Raw genomic sequence first — 16,218 nt, 5'->3', positions numbered from 1 at the left:
CGGTTCCCGGGGCCGGGGGGCCTCAGGAACCGGCGCCCACCACCCGTACCGGAAGACGCCTCATCGCGCCCCGCAGCGCCCCGGCCAGCTCCTCGAACTCCGCCTGCCGGGCCGCGCCCGTGCGCATGGCGAGGGCGACCTGCCGCGAGGGCGCCGGATCGGTGAAACAGCCGGTGAACAGGGCCGCGTTGCGCGCCGTCTCGACCTTCACCGCCGTACGCGGGAGCAGCGTCACCCCGAGCCCGCCCGCCACCAGCTGGACCAGGGTGGAGAGGCCTGCCGCGGTCGTCGTGACCGGCGCCCCCTCCGTGCGCCCCGCCTCCCGGCAGATGTCGAGGGCCTGGTCACGCAGACAGTGGCCCTCGTCGAGGAGCAGCAGGTTGAGCTCCTTCAGGGCCTCGCGCGGAATGTCCTCCCGGCCGGCCAGCGCATGGCCACGCGGAGTGACGAGCACGAAGTCCTCGTCGAACAGCGGGAGTTCGGTGACACCGGGCACACCGAGCGGCACCGCGAGCAGCAGCAGGTCCAGCCGTCCGGCCGCGAGCCCCTCCAGGAGCGAGGACGTCTGCTCCTCATGGACCTGGAGGTCGAGCTCCGGATAGCGCTCGTGGACCAGGCTCAGCACCGTGGGCAGCAGATACGGCGCGACGGTCGGGATCACGCCGAGCCGCAGCACCCCGGTGAACGGGGCCTGCGCCGCCTCCGCCTCCTCCATCAGCTCCGACACGGCGTCCAGGACGCCCCGCGCCCGCACCGCGAGCCGCTCGCCCGCGGGCGAGAGCAGCACCTTGCGCGTCGTACGCTCGAGGAGCTGGACACCGAGTGCCTCTTCGAGAGCCGAAACCGCGCCCGAGAGCGCCGGCTGGCTCATGCCTATCGCCGCCGCCGCATCACGGAAGTGCAGATGCTCCGCGACCGCCGCGAAGGCCCTGAGCTGGGACAGGCTGGGTTGTTTCACACGTCGTGCCGGGATCACTGATAACCACCTTCGATCAACCCGAGGCAGTCTAGCTATTTCACTGATCAATGCACTCCGTGCCAGGATGAAGCACGTCCAACCCCTCACGGAAGACCCCAAAAGGGACCCTTCCCACTGCAAGGAGAGCGCGTGCTCACTGTCGGTGACCAGTTCCCCACCTACGACCTGACCGCCTGCGTGTCGCTGGAGAGCGGCAAGGAGTTCGAGCAGATCAACCACAAGTCCTACGAGGGCAAGTGGCGCGTGGTGTTCTTCTGGCCCAAGGACTTCACCTTCGTCTGCCCGACCGAGATCGCCGCCTTCGGCAAGCTGAACGACGAGTTCGCGGACCGCGACGCCCAGATCCTCGGCGCCTCCGGCGACTCCGAGTTCGTGCACCACGCCTGGCGCAAGGACCACGCCGACCTGCGTGACCTGCCCTTCCCGATGCTCGCCGACTCCAAGCACGAGCTCATGCGCGACTGCGGCGTCGAGGGCGAGGACGGCTTCGCCCAGCGCGCCGTCTTCATCGTCGACCCGAACAACGAGATCCAGTTCACGATGGTGACCGCCGGCTCCGTGGGCCGTAACCCCAAGGAGGTCCTGCGGGTCCTCGACGCCCTGCAGACCGACGAGCTGTGCCCCTGCAACTGGACCAAGGGCGAGAACACCCTCGACCCGGTCGCGCTCCTCTCGGGCGAGTGATCTGACATGGCTCTCGACGAACTCAAGTCCGCCATACCAGACTTCGCCAAGGATCTGAAGCTGAACCTCGGTTCGGTCATCGGCAACAGCGAGCTCCCGCAGCAGCAGCTCTGGGGCACGGTCCTCGCCTGCGCGATCGCCTCGCGCTCGCCGAAGGTCCTCGCGGAGCTGGAGCCGGAGGCCAAGGCCAACCTCAAGCCCGAGGCGTACACGGCGGCCAAGTCCGCCGCCGCGATCATGGCGATGAACAACGTCTTCTACCGGACCCGGCACCTGCTGTCGGACCCGGAGTACGGGACGATGCGCGCCGGTCTGCGGATGAACGTCATCGGCAACCCGGGCGTCGAGAAGGTCGACTTCGAGCTGTGGTCGCTGGCCGTCTCCGCGATCAACGGCTGCGGCCAGTGCCTGGACTCGCACGAGCAGGTCCTGCGCCAGGCCGGTGTCGACCGCGAGACGATCCAGGAGGCCGTCAAGATCGCCTCGGTGATCCAGGCGGTCGGCGTGACGCTGGACGCGGAGGCGCTCATCGCCGAGTAGGCGAGCGCGCCCGACACGAAGGGCCCCGGGGTTTCCCCGGGGCCCTTCCCGTCATCTCCCGCGGGGCGGGCGGCCGTCAGGGCTTCTTCAGCGCGGCCATCAGAGCAGTCATGTCCTGGGCGAGGACGGTCTCGATACCCGAGAGGTCGACCTTCCTGGTGGCGGTCGGCTCCTTCTTCCCCGGCTCCCAGTCCTCCTGCGGGCGGAACGAGATCTCCAGCTCGGCCTGACCGTCGAGGACACGCATCCACGCGCTCCCGTCCTCGGCCTCGCGATGGACGTACGCCTGCTCACCGAGCCCCTCGAACGGCTCCGCGTCCGCCTGCCAGACGCCCAGGAGCGGCTGGAACTCCGGCTCGGGGTCGGTCACCTTGTGCAGGTCGTACGCGACCTCGATGCTGTAGGCCGTCCCGCCCGACCTCATCGTGGCGAAGCAGAGGGCCCGGTCGAGAGCGGGGTGCTTCGCCGTCGGGATCTCATGGTCGACGGACTTCGCCCCGAGCACCACGGACAACGCCTTCAGTTCGGCCTTCTCGCAGAGCTGGTCGACGGTGCGGTATCCCCTGAGGTCCGGCGCCTCGTCCCGGCTCCGCTCGTACGCGTACAGGCCGCCGGCCCACACCGCCGAGGCCACCACCGCGCCGCCGAGCGCCCACAGCCAGGGACGGCGGGGGCGGGGCGCCTTCGGCTCGCGCGGCGCCCGGGACTCCCGGGACTCCTGATCGAGCACCTGCGCCGCCGGAAAGCCGTCGCCTCCGATCAGCTCCGGTTCGGAAATCACGCGTCGCTCCGGTCCCTGGAGCCGGGCGCCTTGACCGGCGCCACGGCGAACGCGGTCGCGCCGCGCGGTTCCGGCGTACTGAGCAGCGCCTGCTCATGGCTGTACGCGCGCAGATAGCCGACCACGGTGTTGGTGACGGCGACCAGCGGCACCGCGACCACCGCGCCGCCGATGCCGGCGGTCAGCCCGCCGGCCGCGACCGCGAGGACGACGGCGAGCGGATGGACCCGGACGGCCCGGCCGAGGATGAACGGCTGGAGCACATGGCCCTCGATCTGCTGCACGGCCAGGACCACGAGCAGGACCATCAGGGCGGTGAACACCCCGTTGGTGACCAGCGCGACCACGACCGCGAGGGCTCCGGAGATGACGGCGCCGACGAGCGGGATGAAGGCGAAGAGGAAGATGAAGACGGCGAGCGGGACGGCCATCGGGACCTCGAGGAAGTACAGCCCGAGGCCGATGAAGACCGCGTCGATCAGGGCGACGAGCACCGTCCCCCGCACATACGCGGTCAGTGTGCGCCAGGCCCGCGGCCCCGCGCCCGCGACACCCGGCCGGGCCTGCGCGGGCACCAGCTTCAGCGTCCACTGCCAGACCTTCTTCCCGTCGTAGAGGAGGAAGAGGGTCGAGAACATCGCGAGCAGTATCCCGGTGATCGCCTCGATGACGACGGTCACGCCCTGGAGCCCCGCGGAGGTGATCTGCTCGGTGTTCGCGCCGATCGTGTCGCTGAGGTTCTTGGCGATGTCGTTGATCTGCTTCTCGGTCACGTGGAACGGGCTGTCGAGGAGCCAGCGCTTCAACTCCTCGATACCGTCCCGGACCCGGTCCGAGAGGTTGTCGATGTTGTCCATGACCTGCCAGACCACGAACCAGCCGACAAGCCCCATGATCACGAAGCCGGAGACGGCGGTGACCGCCGTGGCGACCCCGCGCGGCAGACCCATCCCGCGCAGCCGTGCGACGGTCGGCTGGAGCAGGGCGGTGATGAGGAGGGCGGCGACGAAGGCGAGAACGACCAGCTGCACCGAGCTGATCACCTTCATCAGGACCCAGAGGGTGCCGGCGAGCACGAGCAGACGCCATCCGGCCTCGGCGGCGACCCGCATGCCCCACGGGATCGCGGCGACGGGATCCGGCCGGGCGGCGACGGCGGGGGCGTAGGCGGGCGGCGCGGGCACGGAGACGGCCACGGTGGTCTGCTGCGGCGCACGTCGCTTCCCGGGCCAGCGCTCGGCGTCGCGGCCCGCCTCGGGTGCGCCTTCGCGGCCGGGGCCGGCGCCGTAGCCGTGGCCTGCTGCGGAATCGGGGGCGGCTGCCGGTCCGGGCGAGGACGCCCCCGTGGCGTACCCGTCAGTGCCGGACGCCGATCCGGACACCGGTCCGGACACCGGTCCGGACACCGGTCCGGATGTCCCCTCCGGGCCGTGGTTCGTGGCCGGTTCGTCGCCACGGTCCGGCCCGGCGCCCGAGCCGGCGGACCCGGACGCGTCGTCGGCGCCCAGGTCGTGCGCACGCTCGGCGCGGACACGGCGCTCGTCCAGGCGCTCCCCCATGCGGCTCAGCTCGTCGCCCAGCCGGCTCAGCCATCCTGGCAGTCTCGACATCTCTTCTTCCTCTTCCCCCCGCTCACTCCCCCGGGGAGCACGTGGGCCCGAACCTACACGCATGAAGCCCCCCACCGTAGGACGGTGAGGGGCTCAGCAGGGTTGAGAGCGCCGGTACTAGTACCAGCGGTTGGCCTGCCAGAAGTTCCACGCGCCGCAGGGGCTGTCGTAGCGGCTGTTCATGTAGTTCAGGCCCCACTTGATCTGGGTGGCCGGGTTCGTCTGCCAGTCGGCGCCGGCCGACGACATCTTCGAACCCGGGAGGGCCTGGACGAGACCGTACGCGCCCGAGGACGGGTTGGTCGCCCGGTAGTTCCAGCCGGACTCGTGGTCCACGATGTTGCTGAAGCACTGGAACTGCGAGGCCGGGATCATCTGGCGAGCGATCGCCTTGACCTCGGAGATGGAGTACGAGCCCTGGGCCGAGAAGCTGGACGCGTCCCGGACGGAGGAACGCTCGGCGCGCTCGGCGGCCTCCTTGCGCTCCTTCTCCGCCTTGTCGGCAGCCTTCTTCTTCGCCTCGGCGTCCTTGGCCGCCTGAATACGGGCAGCCTCCTCCGCGGACTTCTTCATGGCCGAGTCGGCCGCAGCAGCCTGGACGTCGGCCTGCTCCGAGAGCGAGGAGACCTGTACCTGGGCCTGCTCGCCCGCGGGAATGTCCGCGAGCAGCGTGGTGTCGGCCGCGGTGGCCTCGAAGTTGTCGTCAGAGGGCTGGGTGTTGCCCGAGGCAACGCCCACGACGGCGCCGACGGTGGTGACCGCAGTGGCCGAAGCCACCGCGAATCCCCGGACCGAGATCCGGCTCACACGGTTTCCTTCCAGCATCGTCCACAGCGGTGACCACGTGGCCGAAATCGTGCCCCTGGCGCTGGTCTCCGACGTACTGGGTCACAGAAGACACGGGCCCGTGGTGCTGTGGGCGGCATACGGCGAACGATTGTTGAGTTGTGTGGTGCAGCACCTCTGGAGGTGCACGTGTGCCGTATGCGGGGCCTGACGGAAGCAAGACTCTGCCGGACGGCGACACCGCAAGGCAATTCTGAGTTGCGTGTGAAAGCTCACACCTCGTAAGTCGCACGAGTTTTGGCCGATTTCCCGGACAGCACGACGCCGCCCGGCTAAGCTCCTGCGCTCTGCCGGGCGGCGCCAACTCCCGTACTCGTACGGGACTGTGCGAAACGGGTCAGATCTGAACGTCCTCCAGCATTTCGGTCACCAGGGCGGCGATCTGCGACCGCTCCGAGCGGGTCAGCGTGACGTGCGCGAAGAGCGGATGCCCCTTCAGCTTCTCGACCACGGCGACGACTCCGTCGTACCGGCCGACCCGGAGGTTGTCGCGCTGGGCGACGTCATGCGTCAGCACCACCCGCGAATTCGCCCCGATCCGGGACAGAACGGTCAACAGGACGTTCCGCTCCAGCGACTGGGCCTCGTCCACGATGACGAACGCGTCATGGAGCGAGCGGCCCCGGATGTGGGTGAGCGGCAGGACCTCCAGCATCCCGCGCCCGAGCACCTCCTCGATGACCTCACGGCCCGCCACGGCCGAGAGCGTGTCGAAGACCGCCTGCGCCCAGGGGCTCATCTTCTCGGCCTCGCTGCCCGGCAGATAGCCGAGCTCCTGGCCGCCGACCGCGTACAGCGGACGGAACACCATCACCTTCTGGTGCTGCCGGCGCTCCAGGACCGCCTCCAGGCCCGCGCACAGGGCGAGCGCCGACTTGCCCGTACCGGCCCGCCCGCCCATCGAGATGATCCCGACGTCCGGGTCGAGGAGCAGATCCAGCGCGATCCGCTGCTCGGCACTGCGGCCCCGGATGCCGAAGGCCTCCCGGTCGCCGCGCACCAGCCGGACGTTGCCCTCCGCCGTGATCCGGCCGAGCGCCTTGCCCCGCTCGGACTGCAGGACCAGACCCGTGTGCACCGGAAGCTCGGCGGCCTCCGGCACGTACAGCGTCTCCTGGTCGTAGAGGATGTCCACCTGGTCGGCCGAGAGTGCCAGTTCGGACATACCGGTCCAACCGGAGTCCGTGATGGCCAGCTCCGCGCGGTACTCCTCCGCGAGGAGCCCGACCGAGGACGCCTTGATGCGCAGCGGCAGGTCCTTGGAGACGACCGTGACGTCGTACCCCTCGGCCTGCAGATTGCGCGCGACGGCCAGGATCCGGGAGTCGTTGTCCCCCAGCCGGTAGCCGGCCGGGAGCACTCCGGGGTCGGAATGGTTCAGCTCGACACGCAGGGTGCCGCCCAGCTCCCCGATGGGGAGCGGGGCGTCCAGGCGCCCGTACCGGACCCGGAAGTCGTCCAGGAGGCGCAGGGCCGCCCGGGCGAAGTAGCCGAGCTCGGGATGGTGCCGCTTGGCCTCCAACTCGGTGACCACGACGATCGGGAGCACGACCTCGTGCTCGTCGAACCGTGACACGGCGTTGGGATCGGCCAGCAGGACGCTGGTGTCGAGTACGTAGGTGCGCCTGTCGGACAAGCGGCGCTTAGTGCTGGTCACCACGGAAGGACAGACCCCCTTTGACGACCCCTGAGAGGTCGGGGCGCGACGGAAGCGGTGTCGCTGCGGGATGGGACCGGGCTCTGGCCACGATGCGCGGGCCGAGCTCCGGCCCTCCGCTCCGTCCGTACATGTCCTGCACGGTCGTCCTGGTGCAACGGGCCTCCCGGGTGGCGGTCTCCGTGCCGCTCACTCTGGAAGGGGTATTCCCTCGAAAAGACTCAGCCATGCCATGGCATATGACGACGTGTTCGTGAACAGAGTCGAACGTCCGGTGATCGTCCGGCGACGGAGTCCGCGCTTCCGTACTGCGTCCGGCGGGCTGCCGCACCGCTTCCGTGCTGCTCCTGTGCCGCTTCCGTGCTGCGTCCGGCGGGCTGCCGCGCTACTTCCCTGCTGCTTCCGTGCTGCTTCCGGCGGGCTGCCGCACCGCTTCGGGCCGCTCGGACGGGCCCCCGCGGCGCTTCCGGTCCGCTTCCGCGGGGTCTCCCCGGTCGCTTCCGCCTTCGCTCAGGTGCCGTAGCGGCGGTGACGGGCGGCGTAGTCGCGCAGTGCCCGCAGGAAGTCGACCTTGCGGAAGGCCGGCCAGTGGACCTCGCAGAAGTAGTACTCGGAGTGCGCGCTCTGCCAGAGCATGAAGCCCGACAGACGCTGCTCGCCGCTCGTACGGATCACCAGGTCCGGATCGGGCTGGCCCCGCGTGTAGAGGTGCTCCGAGATGTGCTCGACGTCGACGATCTCGGCGAGCTCCTCGAAGCTCGTCCCCTTCTCCGCGTGCTCCAGGAGCAGCGAGCGGACCGCGTCCGCGATCTCCTGGCGGCCTCCGTAGCCCACGGCGACGTTCACGAGTATCCCCGTGTTGTCGTGCGTGGCCTGCTCGGCCTCCTTCAGCACGGACTGGGTACGGGCCGGCAGCAGGTCCAGCGTGCCCACGTGGTGCACCCGCCAGCGGCCGTCGGAGGCCAGGGAGCGCACCGCGCCCTCGATGATCGAGAGCAGCGGGCCCAGCTGGTCCTCGGGCCGGTTGAGGTTGTCCGTCGAGAGCATCCAGAGCGTGACGACCTCGACGTCCGTCTCGGCGCACCAGCCGAGCAGCTCCTGGATCTTGTCCGCGCCGGCCTTGTGGCCCTGCTCGGGGGTTCCACCGGAGGCCTTGGCCCAGCGCCGGTTGCCGTCGAGGATGACACCGATGTGCTTCGGCACCTGGGTGTGATCGAGGCGGCCTTCCACCCGGCGTGCGTAGAGCCCGTACACCAGGTCGCGCAGGTTCACTGTTCTTAACCCCTCCATGCTGCGGCGGCCCCCGAAGCCGACACACTACTGCGGACGGGTAACAGGCTCCCAGCCCGGGACTGTCACAAGTCCGTGATAAGCAGAGATACGTGACTGATTCCCCGATCTACCGCGCCTCCGCGGAGCGCTACGAGCACATGGAGTACCGCCGCACGGGCCGCAGCGGACTCAAGCTCCCCGCCGTCTCCCTCGGCCTCTGGCACAACTTCGGCGACGACCGTGCGCTCGACGCGCAGCGCGCGATCCTGCGCCGCGCCTTCGACCTCGGCGTCACCCACTTCGACCTGGCGAACAACTACGGACCGCCGCCGGGCTCCGCCGAGCTGAACTTCGGCAAGATCTTCGCCCAGGACTTCACCCGGTACCGGGACGAACTGATCGTCTCCACCAAGGCCGGCTACGAGATGCACCCCGGCCCGTACGGCGAGTGGGGCTCCCGCAAGTACCTGATGTCCTCGCTCGACGCCTCCCTGAAGCGGATGGGCCTCGACTACGTCGACATCTTCTACTCGCACCGCTTCGACCCGCACACCCCGCTGGAGGAGACGATGGGGGCGCTCGCCTCCGCCGTCCAGCAGGGCAAGGCGCTGTACGTCGGCGTCTCCTCCTACAACAGCGAGCAGACGGCCGAGGCCGCGCGGATCCTGAAGGAGATGGGCGTCCCGGCGCTCATCCACCAGCCGTCGTACTCGATGATCAACCGCTGGACCGAGGAGGACGCCCTCCTCGACACCCTGGAGGCGGCCGGCATGGGCTGCATCTCCTTCGTGCCGCTGGCGCAGGGCCTGCTCACCAACAAGTACCTGAAGGGCATCCCGGAGGGCTCGCGGGCGACGCAGGGCAAGTCCCTCGACCCGAACCTGCTCTCCGACGAGGTGCTGCGGCGGCTGCACGGCCTGGCCGACATCGCCGAGCGGCGCGGACAGTCGCTGGCCCAGCTGGCGCTCCGCTGGGTGCTGCGCGACGAGCGGATGACCTCCGCGCTGATCGGCGCGTCCAGCGTCGCGCAGCTGGAGGAGAACGTGGCCGCGCTGGCGGGGCCTCCGCTGACGGAGGAGGAGCTGAAGGAGATCGACTCCTTCGCCGTGGACACCGAGGGCACCAACATCTGGGCCGGACGGGGCTGAGCCCGTCCGGGCCGGACGGGGCCGGCCCGCGAGGGCGACACAGCCGGGCGGGAGACCTGGCGCCGGGAGAGGCCTGGCACCGGCCGGGAGACCTGGCACCGGCCGGAAAGCGGGGCCGGGAGGCCGCCGCACCAGGCCCGGGGGAAAGAAAACGGGCCGGTCCGTGGGGGGGATACGGACCGGCCCGAGGGGGGGTTTCCACCATAACCCTTCAGAAGCCCTGCTGCGTGCCAAGCGGTGCCGACGACCTGGACCGGATGACGCGGAGCCCAGTCGGGACAAGGCCCTTGGGGCGCGCTGGCGGGTTTGCGCCCCGGCGTGGCGGCGGGTTCCGTACCTCCCAAGAGGGACCCGCACCGAAGGGCCCCCGGTTGACGGCACGCCCGGTCACGCGGCCTCCGCGGACCTCTGGGCCTCCTTGGCGGCGAGGATGTCGGCCATGAAGCGGTCGCCCCACTCCCCCAGCGGCATCAGCGCGGTGTTCAGTGCCTCGCCCAGCCCCGTGAGGGAGTACTCCACCCGGGGCGGAACCTCCGGGTAGACCTCCCGGTGGACGACCCCGTCCGCCTCCAGCTCCCGCAGCTGCTGGATCAGCACCTTCTCGCTGACGCCCGTGATCTGCCGCCTCAGCTCCCCGAAGCGGATGGCGCCGTGCGCGTGCAGAGCCCACAGGATCAGCGGCTTCCACTTCCCCCCGACCACGTCGACGGCCACCTCGATCCCGCAGCCGTACGTCGTCTTCCCCTTGGCCATCCCAACTCCTCGTCTCATCGCGGCTCTTCGACGCGTCGACGCGCCGGCCTTCAGCCCTTCGACTCTCCGCCTACTCGGCCAAGGCGGACAGGACCTGACCTATTCCGGGCCTACGGTCGACGCATGACGACCTCCACCCCACCACAGGTCACCTGGGCGCAGGCCGACGCCCGCAGGATCCACCGGCAGTTCCTGGACGAGCCGACGGACGCCCCGCCGGCGGCGGTCGCCGCCGCGATGCTCGGCGCACACGCCCAGGTCCTGTCCGCGGCGGAGCTGTCCCTCGCCCTGCGCACCGCCGACACCACCCGGGCGGACGTACGGACGGCCCTGTGGGAGACCGGCACGCTGGTCAAGACGTACGGCCCGCGCGGAACGGTCCATCTGCTTCCCGCCGCCGACCTGCCGATGTGGACCGGCGCCCTGTCGGCGATCCCCGGCGGGGCGAGCCCGATGCCGCCGGACGTACGGATGACGGCCGAGCAGACGGACCAGGTCCTGGCCGCCGTCGCGGACGCCCTGACGGACACCGAGCTGACCGTCGACGAACTGAACGACGCCGTCGTGGCGCGCACAGGGCCCTGGGCCGGCGAGCGCGTGATGGAGGCCTTCCAGGACAAGTGGCCCCGCTGGCGGCAGGTCACCCACCTGGCGGGACACCGCGGGGTGCTGTGCTTCGGCCGGGACCGGGGCCGCAAGGTCACGTACACCAACCCGGGGGTGCGTCCGGCCGAGGGCACGGCGGCCCTGCGCGAGCTGGTGGAACGCTATCTGTACGCCTACGGCCCGGCGTCCCCGCAGAACTTCGCGAAGTGGCTGGCAGCGCCGGCGGGCTGGGCGACCGGGCTCTTCGCCACGCTGGCCGCGGACGACCGGATCGAGGAGGTGTCCTTCGACGGCGCGACCGGCTGGGTCGTCGCCGGGGACACCGGCTTCCCGGACGCGCGGCCCGCGCGCGGGGTGCGGCTGCTGCCGTACTTCGACGCCTTCACCATCGCCTCGCAGCCGCGCGAACGGCTCTTCCCGGGGGCCGCCCACGGGCGGGCGCTGGCAGGCGGCCAGGCCGGGAACTACCCGGTGCTCCTCGTGGACGGAACCGTCGCGGGGGTCTGGCACCAGCGGCGCTCGGGGAAGCGGATCACGGTGACGGTCGAGCCGCTGAAACCGCTGAGCGCGGCCCGCCTCCGGGACGTGGAGGCCCAGGCCGACCGCGTGGCGACGATCCTGGAGGGCCGGCCGGAACTGGTGGTGGGCACGGTGACGGTGGGTCCGCACGCCTAGGGCGTGTCGTGAGAGCAGCGCCGTCCGCCCGAAGAGCGGGCGCCCCCGGCGCCCCGCGAGCCAGGCGAGACTTTCCGGACACGACCTAGGAGGCGCGGCGCAGGAGCGTGACGCCGTCGCGGGCGGCCACGACCTCGTAGCCGTGCGACTCCCGCGCCGCCCTCAGCTCCCTCTCCTGCTGCTCCTTCGGGTACGGCCACGGGCCGCTCTGCTGGGGCCAGGCCTCCGGCGGTACGGCGTCGTAGACGATCCACTCGGCCGTCGGGGCCGGCAGCGGACCCGTCTCCCGGAGGTCGAGACGGGTGTCGACCGGGAAGGTCGGGAAGACCACGACCTCGCAGCGCGAAGTGAGCTGCGGGGCCAGCCGGTTGGAGGCAGCGACGGTGGCGCCGTCCGGGATGCGGGCGAGCAGCGCCCGTGCGGCCTCGATGTGCGGGGTGGTCCGCCAGGTGGGCCGCTGGGCGAGCTGGGCCAGGGGGAAGGACGGGATCATCACCACGGTCACGGCGAGAACGATGGCGAGCGAGGCACGTACGTTCCGGGCGGACGCGGTACGGGTACCGGTGAGGGACACCGTGTCCGGCAAGGAGGTGGCGGGCGGCGCCGAGTCCGCCGTGGCACCGGCGGACACGACGGGGGCGGGGGCCCTGCCGGGAGACGTGGCTCCGGCGGGCGGCGCATCGGGGGACGGCGGCTTCCCGGTCTGCCGTTCGCGGCCGAGGACGTCGATCAGGCCGGCGAAGACGACCGGCATGAGGATCGCGCTGTAGTGGTACGCCGTGCCCCAGTGGAAGGTGTTCTCCGAGAACATCCGCCAGCCGAGCGTGGGCACGGCGATCAGCGAGAGCGGGGAGCGCAGGGCGAGCAGCGCGGACGGGGCGAAGACCAGGATCAGGGTCATCGCCTTGATGTCCGGGCGCAGGGCGTCGAGCGGGGCGTGGGCGAGGGTGGAGAGCAGCGAGCCGTGCCCGTCGGCCAGGTGCCCGCCGTGCGCGTAGGCGCCGCCCGGGTTGAACGCCGGCAGCAGCAGCTTGACCTCGATCAGCGAGCCCAGCAGACCGACCGCCGCCGTCGCGGCCCCGAGCCGCCGGGGCCCCTTCACGGCGATGTAGAAGCCGACGGCGGCAAGCGTCAGCCCGAGGTCCTCCTTGACGAGGAGCAGCGGCGCCGCCCAGGCCACGGCGACACCCCAGCGCCGGCGCCCGAGCGCTTCGAGCGCGAATGCGAGAAGCGGCACGGCCAGCGCGACCTCGTGGAAGTCGAAGGCGGCCGCGGAGGCGACGCCCCAGCTGAGCCCGTACCCGGCGGCCACCACGTGCGCGGCCCGGGTGCCGAGCGCGCGCCGCGCCCAGCGGGCGAGGGGGACGACGGCGAGGGCGAGCAGGGCCGACTGGGCGACGAGCAGACAGAGGGGCGACGGCCAGAGGCGGTAGAAGGGCGCGAGGGCGGCGAGCAGAGGGTGGAAGTGGTCGCCCAGCAGGTGGAAGCCGGGGCCGCGCAAAGGGACGACGGGTGCGCGGAGTTCGGCGTAGGCGCGGACGGCCTGCTCGAAGATGCCCAGGTCGTAGCCGGTGGTCCGCAGGAGCTGGTGGCGGCGTACGGCGACGGTCGCGTAGACGAGACACAGGCCCGCGGCCCACGCCCAGGGGAGGACGGCGGGCCTCCGGTACCAGGGGACGGGAGGCGGAGTGGCCTCCCGCTGCGACACCACGGGCAGTTTGTCATTCATTGTCCGCATGTGTCTGAATGCTAGGCCGCGGACCTCAGGGCGAGGCGGAGAGCGCGCCGAGGAGCAGCCCGACCAGGGCCCCGCCGATCATGAACGGCCCGAAGGGGATGGCCGACTTCCGGCTCCCCCGCCGGAGGACGACGAGACCGAGCCCGTACAGCGAACCCGCGAAGAAGGCCGCGAACGTACCGACGAAGAGAACACCCCAGCCGTACCAGCCCAGAGCCGCGCCGACGCAGAGCGCGAGCTTGACGTCGCCCAGGCCCATGCCACTCGGACGGATCAGGAACAGCACGAGATACCCGCCGCCCAGAGCGACTCCACCGAGCAGCGCGTGAACCCAGGAGCCGGCGTCGTACGGCAGCAGTTCGGCGCCCGACAGGAGCAGCGGGACGGCGGCCGCGAGCGGCAGCGTGAGCGGGTCGGGCAGCCGGTGCACGCGCACGTCCACGGTGGCGAGGAGCACGCCGAACGGCGCGAGGAGCAACCAGACGGCGAGCTCGGGGCGCGGCCCGGTGACGGCCGCGAGAGCGGCACAGGCGAGGGCGGTGAGGACGGGCGCGGTGAGGGCGGTACGGAGGGGGACCGTGAGCGCGGTGCGACGTGGGGCGGTGCCGGCGGAGCGACGCGGGGCGGTGACGGCGCGACGCGGGGCGGTGACGGAGGTACGGAGCCGGAGGGTGCGGCGGCGCGGGGAGGAGGCGGGTGCCACCGGTCCGGACTCGGAGGGTTGAGCCACGCAGGCCGCACAGGCCGCGCACGCCGGAGCGCCGAGCCAGCCGCGCGCCGGCCCCACCCACGCGTGACCCGCCCCGCAGGTGTCCCGCCACGACTCCTCCGGCTCGACCGACAGCCGGTACGCGGCACGCGGCACCAACAGCCCGGTGGCGGCACCCCACAGCGCGGCGACGGCGATCAGCGTGACGAACACCCGCCGCACCCTACCCAGCCGCACCGCTACCGTCTCCCCCATGGGGAGATGGCAGGACGGGACGGGAACGCTGACCGTACCCACGGGGCAGGTCGGGCTGGAGATCGCGGCCACCTACCGGGCACGCCGAAGAGGCCTGCTCGGCCGGGACGGGATCGAGGGCGCGATGCTCATCACCCCGACCAACAGCATCCACACCTTCGGGATGCGCTTCACCATCGACGTGGCCTACCTCGACCGGGACCTCACGGTCCTCGCCGTGGTGACCATGAGACCGGGACGCCTCGGCATGGTGCGCCCGCGCGCCCGGCACGTCCTGGAGGCCGAGGGCGGAGCCATGGCGGACTGGGGCCTGCGCAAGGGCGCCCGGGTCACGGCGGTCCCGACCCCAGCAGCGTGAACGCGCCGTACGCGCCCGACGCGAGCGCGAGGCCGGTGAGCACCAGGACCCGGCTGCGCACGCGGAGCCGTACGAGCGCCGCCGCGGCCGGCAGCAGAAGGCCGAACGCGGGCATCATCAGACGCGGCCGGGATCCGAAGTACGCGGCGCCGATGAGCGAGACGACGACGACCCCGATCGTGTACACGAGCAGCGGCAGCGGCTGCTTCTGCCGTACGCACAGCACGACCAGCCAGCTGAGCAGGCCGAGCGCCGCGCACAGGCCGAGCGCGGCGAGCGGCGGCAGGCCCCAGATGAAGCGGGCGAGGGCGACACCGCCGTCGATGGAGTTCCCCCAGGCCGCCTGGACGTCGAAGTACGCCGTGGCGCTGCCCTCGCGCACACCGACGTAGACGATGTACGCGAGCCAGCCCAGGGGCGCGAGGAGGACGCCCGCCACCATGTGCGCGGACAGCTTCCGTTCGCGTACGACGGTGACGAGGGCCGTGATCCCGAGGGCGGCGATCAGCGCGGCGGCCGTCGGCCGGGTCAGCCCGGCCAACGCGCACAGCGCTCCGGCGAGGATCCAGCGGCCGCGCAGCACGGCCAGGACCGACCAGGCGGCCAGGGCGGTGAAGAGCGTCTCGGTGTACGCCATCGACTGCACGAACGCGGTCGGGTACACGCCCCAGAGGACGGCCAGCACGACACCGGCCGGCCGGCCCGCGACATGGGAGCCGACCGCGTAGATGCCCCAGGCGGCGGCGAGCGAGGCGGTCCATGAGACGAGGAGGCCTGCGGTGGCGGCGTCGACGGGGAGGACCGTGGACAGGGCCCGTTCGAGCGCCGGGAAGAGGGGGAAGAACGCCAGGTCGGAGTGGACGCTGCCGTTGGGGAGGGTGACCTCGTACCCGTAACCGTTCTCGGCGATCCGGACGTACCAGACGGAGTCCCAGCGGCCCGAAAGCCGGTGCAGCCCGTCCTTGCCGGTCGCGACGGCGGCGAGGGCGAGGATCGCGAGGCCGATGAGGCGGGTGGCGGCGTAGCCACCGAGGGCGACGGCGGGCGAATCGGGTGAACGGGTCCAGCTGGTTGTGCTGCTTGTGCTGGTTGTGCTGGGCGTGGCGGGAGAGCTGGGTGAGCCCGGTGAGCTGGGTGAGCCGGGTGAACGGGGCCGGTCTGGGGACATGCGCTCGATTATGTCCGGCGGCCGGCATCGGTCGGTGACCCGCCCGAGGCGGTCCGGAGCCTGCCTACCCCGCGGGGCGGATGCGGACGAAGCGCGCGGCCATGACCGGGCCGAGCTCCCGGACGATGGCGTGTCCGGGCTCATGGGGGTACGGCAGGTCGTTGAGGAACGAGGTGACGATGACCTCGTCGACACCGAACTCCCCGCGGGCGCTCTGCTCCTCCAGGAAGTCCAGCGTGCGTCGCCAGTCGGCGGCCGCCGGGTCCTCCCCGAGGAACGAGCGCACGGTGTTCTGGACGACGTCCCAGAAGAACACGTGCGGGAGCACGCCACCCTGGCTGAAGACGTGGTCGTCGTACGCGTCCCGGAACTCGGGGATCCGCGTCACAAGATCGCTGACCAGTCGCACGCTGGGGGATGTCGTTTCCATCGGCAGTCC

General features: G+C 71.4%; 16 protein-coding genes. 5 read left to right on the top strand and 11 right to left on the bottom strand.

Going from position 1 to position 16,218, the window contains the following annotated elements; translation table 11 throughout:
* Positions 1-22: 22 nt before the first annotated feature.
* Positions 23-958, bottom strand: a complete 936-nt coding sequence (locus ACFVGW_RS27290; protein WP_383291711.1) for a LysR substrate-binding domain-containing protein — start codon at positions 956-958, stop codon at positions 23-25.
* A gap of 150 nt (positions 959-1,108) precedes the next feature.
* Between ACFVGW_RS27290 and ACFVGW_RS27285 the strand changes: the two genes are divergently transcribed.
* Positions 1,109-1,663 carry a peroxiredoxin gene (locus ACFVGW_RS27285; RefSeq protein ID WP_260229113.1) on the top strand — a complete coding sequence of 185 codons (555 nt, stop codon included), beginning with the start codon at positions 1,109-1,111 and terminating at the stop codon, positions 1,661-1,663.
* 6 nt (positions 1,664-1,669) lie between these two features.
* The gene (locus ACFVGW_RS27280; RefSeq protein ID WP_383225340.1) at positions 1,670-2,203 is read left to right on the top strand and encodes an alkyl hydroperoxide reductase; all 534 of its coding nucleotides are present in this window, start codon (positions 1,670-1,672) and stop codon (positions 2,201-2,203) included.
* 76 nt (positions 2,204-2,279) lie between these two features.
* On the opposite strand, the gene ACFVGW_RS27275 is transcribed toward ACFVGW_RS27280, so the two are convergent.
* The 5 genes from ACFVGW_RS27275 to ACFVGW_RS27255 all read right to left on the bottom strand — a co-directional run bounded on the left by ACFVGW_RS27275 (position 2,280) and on the right by ACFVGW_RS27255 (position 8,369).
* Positions 2,280-2,984, bottom strand: a complete 705-nt coding sequence (locus ACFVGW_RS27275; protein WP_385853792.1) for a hypothetical protein — start codon at positions 2,982-2,984, stop codon at positions 2,280-2,282.
* Entirely contained in the window at positions 2,981-4,594 is a 1,614-nt protein-coding gene (locus ACFVGW_RS27270) for an AI-2E family transporter (RefSeq protein ID WP_385853791.1), read from the bottom strand. Before ACFVGW_RS27270 ends, ACFVGW_RS27275 begins: the two co-directional genes overlap by 4 nt.
* Positions 4,595-4,711: 117 nt before the next feature.
* Positions 4,712-5,401, bottom strand: coding sequence for a transglycosylase SLT domain-containing protein (locus ACFVGW_RS27265; RefSeq protein WP_352190478.1), 690 nt, complete (start codon positions 5,399-5,401; stop codon positions 4,712-4,714).
* Positions 5,402-5,777: 376 nt separating this feature from the next.
* Entirely contained in the window at positions 5,778-7,100 is a 1,323-nt protein-coding gene (locus ACFVGW_RS27260) for a PhoH family protein (RefSeq protein WP_352190479.1), read from the bottom strand.
* 507 nt (positions 7,101-7,607) lie between these two features.
* A complete protein-coding gene (locus ACFVGW_RS27255; protein ID WP_383225331.1) occupies positions 7,608-8,369 on the bottom strand; it encodes an isoprenyl transferase in 762 nt (253 codons plus the stop codon).
* Positions 8,370-8,479: 110 nt separating this feature from the next.
* On the opposite strand from ACFVGW_RS27255, the gene mgrA reads away from it, so the two are divergent.
* Positions 8,480-9,517 carry an L-glyceraldehyde 3-phosphate reductase gene (gene mgrA, locus ACFVGW_RS27250; RefSeq protein ID WP_385853790.1) on the top strand — a complete coding sequence of 346 codons (1,038 nt, stop codon included), beginning with the start codon at positions 8,480-8,482 and terminating at the stop codon, positions 9,515-9,517.
* 387 nt (positions 9,518-9,904) lie between these two features.
* Here mgrA and ACFVGW_RS27245 read toward each other — a convergent pair whose 3' ends face one another.
* The gene (locus ACFVGW_RS27245) at positions 9,905-10,270 is read right to left on the bottom strand and encodes a winged helix-turn-helix transcriptional regulator (protein WP_383225328.1); all 366 of its coding nucleotides are present in this window, start codon (positions 10,268-10,270) and stop codon (positions 9,905-9,907) included.
* A 123-nt stretch (positions 10,271-10,393) separates the two neighbouring features.
* On the opposite strand from ACFVGW_RS27245, the gene ACFVGW_RS27240 reads away from it, so the two are divergent.
* Complete coding sequence (locus tag ACFVGW_RS27240; protein WP_385853789.1) at positions 10,394-11,551, top strand: winged helix DNA-binding domain-containing protein; 1,158 nt, start codon at positions 10,394-10,396, stop codon at positions 11,549-11,551.
* An 85-nt stretch (positions 11,552-11,636) separates the two neighbouring features.
* On the opposite strand, the gene ACFVGW_RS27235 is transcribed toward ACFVGW_RS27240, so the two are convergent.
* Both ACFVGW_RS27235 and ACFVGW_RS27230 read right to left on the bottom strand, forming a co-directional pair.
* Positions 11,637-13,289 carry a DUF2079 domain-containing protein gene (locus tag ACFVGW_RS27235; protein WP_385853788.1) on the bottom strand — a complete coding sequence of 551 codons (1,653 nt, stop codon included), beginning with the start codon at positions 13,287-13,289 and terminating at the stop codon, positions 11,637-11,639.
* Between the two features lie 25 nt (positions 13,290-13,314).
* Positions 13,315-14,211, bottom strand: coding sequence for a prepilin peptidase (locus tag ACFVGW_RS27230; protein ID WP_385853787.1), 897 nt, complete (start codon positions 14,209-14,211; stop codon positions 13,315-13,317).
* Between the two features lie 40 nt (positions 14,212-14,251).
* Between ACFVGW_RS27230 and ACFVGW_RS27225 the strand changes: the two genes are divergently transcribed.
* Complete coding sequence (locus ACFVGW_RS27225) at positions 14,252-14,611, top strand: DUF192 domain-containing protein (protein WP_385853786.1); 360 nt, start codon at positions 14,252-14,254, stop codon at positions 14,609-14,611.
* On the opposite strand, the gene ACFVGW_RS27220 is transcribed toward ACFVGW_RS27225, so the two are convergent.
* On the bottom strand, positions 14,583-15,779 hold the full coding sequence (locus ACFVGW_RS27220; protein WP_385853785.1) for a mannosyltransferase family protein: 1,197 nt from the start codon (positions 15,777-15,779) through the stop codon (positions 14,583-14,585). The two genes, ACFVGW_RS27225 and ACFVGW_RS27220, sit on opposite strands and share 29 nt — an antisense overlap.
* Positions 15,780-15,843: 64 nt before the next feature.
* Entirely contained in the window at positions 15,844-16,209 is a 366-nt protein-coding gene (locus ACFVGW_RS27215) for a hypothetical protein (protein ID WP_385853784.1), read from the bottom strand.
* Positions 16,210-16,218: the final 9 nt, after the last annotated feature.

The sequence above is a fragment of the Streptomyces sp. NPDC127129 genome (genome assembly GCF_042671585.1).
In the GTDB taxonomy this organism is placed as follows: Bacteria; Actinomycetota; Actinomycetes; order Streptomycetales; family Streptomycetaceae; genus Streptomyces.
Note: the sequence above shows the minus strand (reverse complement) of the source record. Positions and strands in the feature narration are given on the sequence as shown.

What these genes read in the sequence shown, in the direction of transcription:
- ACFVGW_RS27235 (WP_385853788.1), bottom strand. Translation starts at nt 13,289, where the DNA reads ATGCGGACAATGAATGACAAACTGCCCGTGGTGTCGCAGCGGGAGGCC.
- ACFVGW_RS27215 (WP_385853784.1), bottom strand. Translation starts at nt 16,209, where the DNA reads ATGGAAACGACATCCCCCAGCGTGCGACTGGTCAGCGATCTTGTGACG.
- ACFVGW_RS27225 (WP_385853786.1), top strand. Translation starts at nt 14,252, where the DNA reads ATGGGGAGATGGCAGGACGGGACGGGAACGCTGACCGTACCCACGGGG.
- ACFVGW_RS27240 (WP_385853789.1), top strand. Translation starts at nt 10,394, where the DNA reads ATGACGACCTCCACCCCACCACAGGTCACCTGGGCGCAGGCCGACGCC.
- ACFVGW_RS27270 (WP_385853791.1), bottom strand. Translation starts at nt 4,594, where the DNA reads ATGTCGAGACTGCCAGGATGGCTGAGCCGGCTGGGCGACGAGCTGAGC.
- ACFVGW_RS27220 (WP_385853785.1), bottom strand. Translation starts at nt 15,779, where the DNA reads ATGTCCCCAGACCGGCCCCGTTCACCCGGCTCACCCAGCTCACCGGGC.
- ACFVGW_RS27245 (WP_383225328.1), bottom strand. Translation starts at nt 10,270, where the DNA reads ATGGCCAAGGGGAAGACGACGTACGGCTGCGGGATCGAGGTGGCCGTC.
- ACFVGW_RS27280 (WP_383225340.1), top strand. Translation starts at nt 1,670, where the DNA reads ATGGCTCTCGACGAACTCAAGTCCGCCATACCAGACTTCGCCAAGGAT.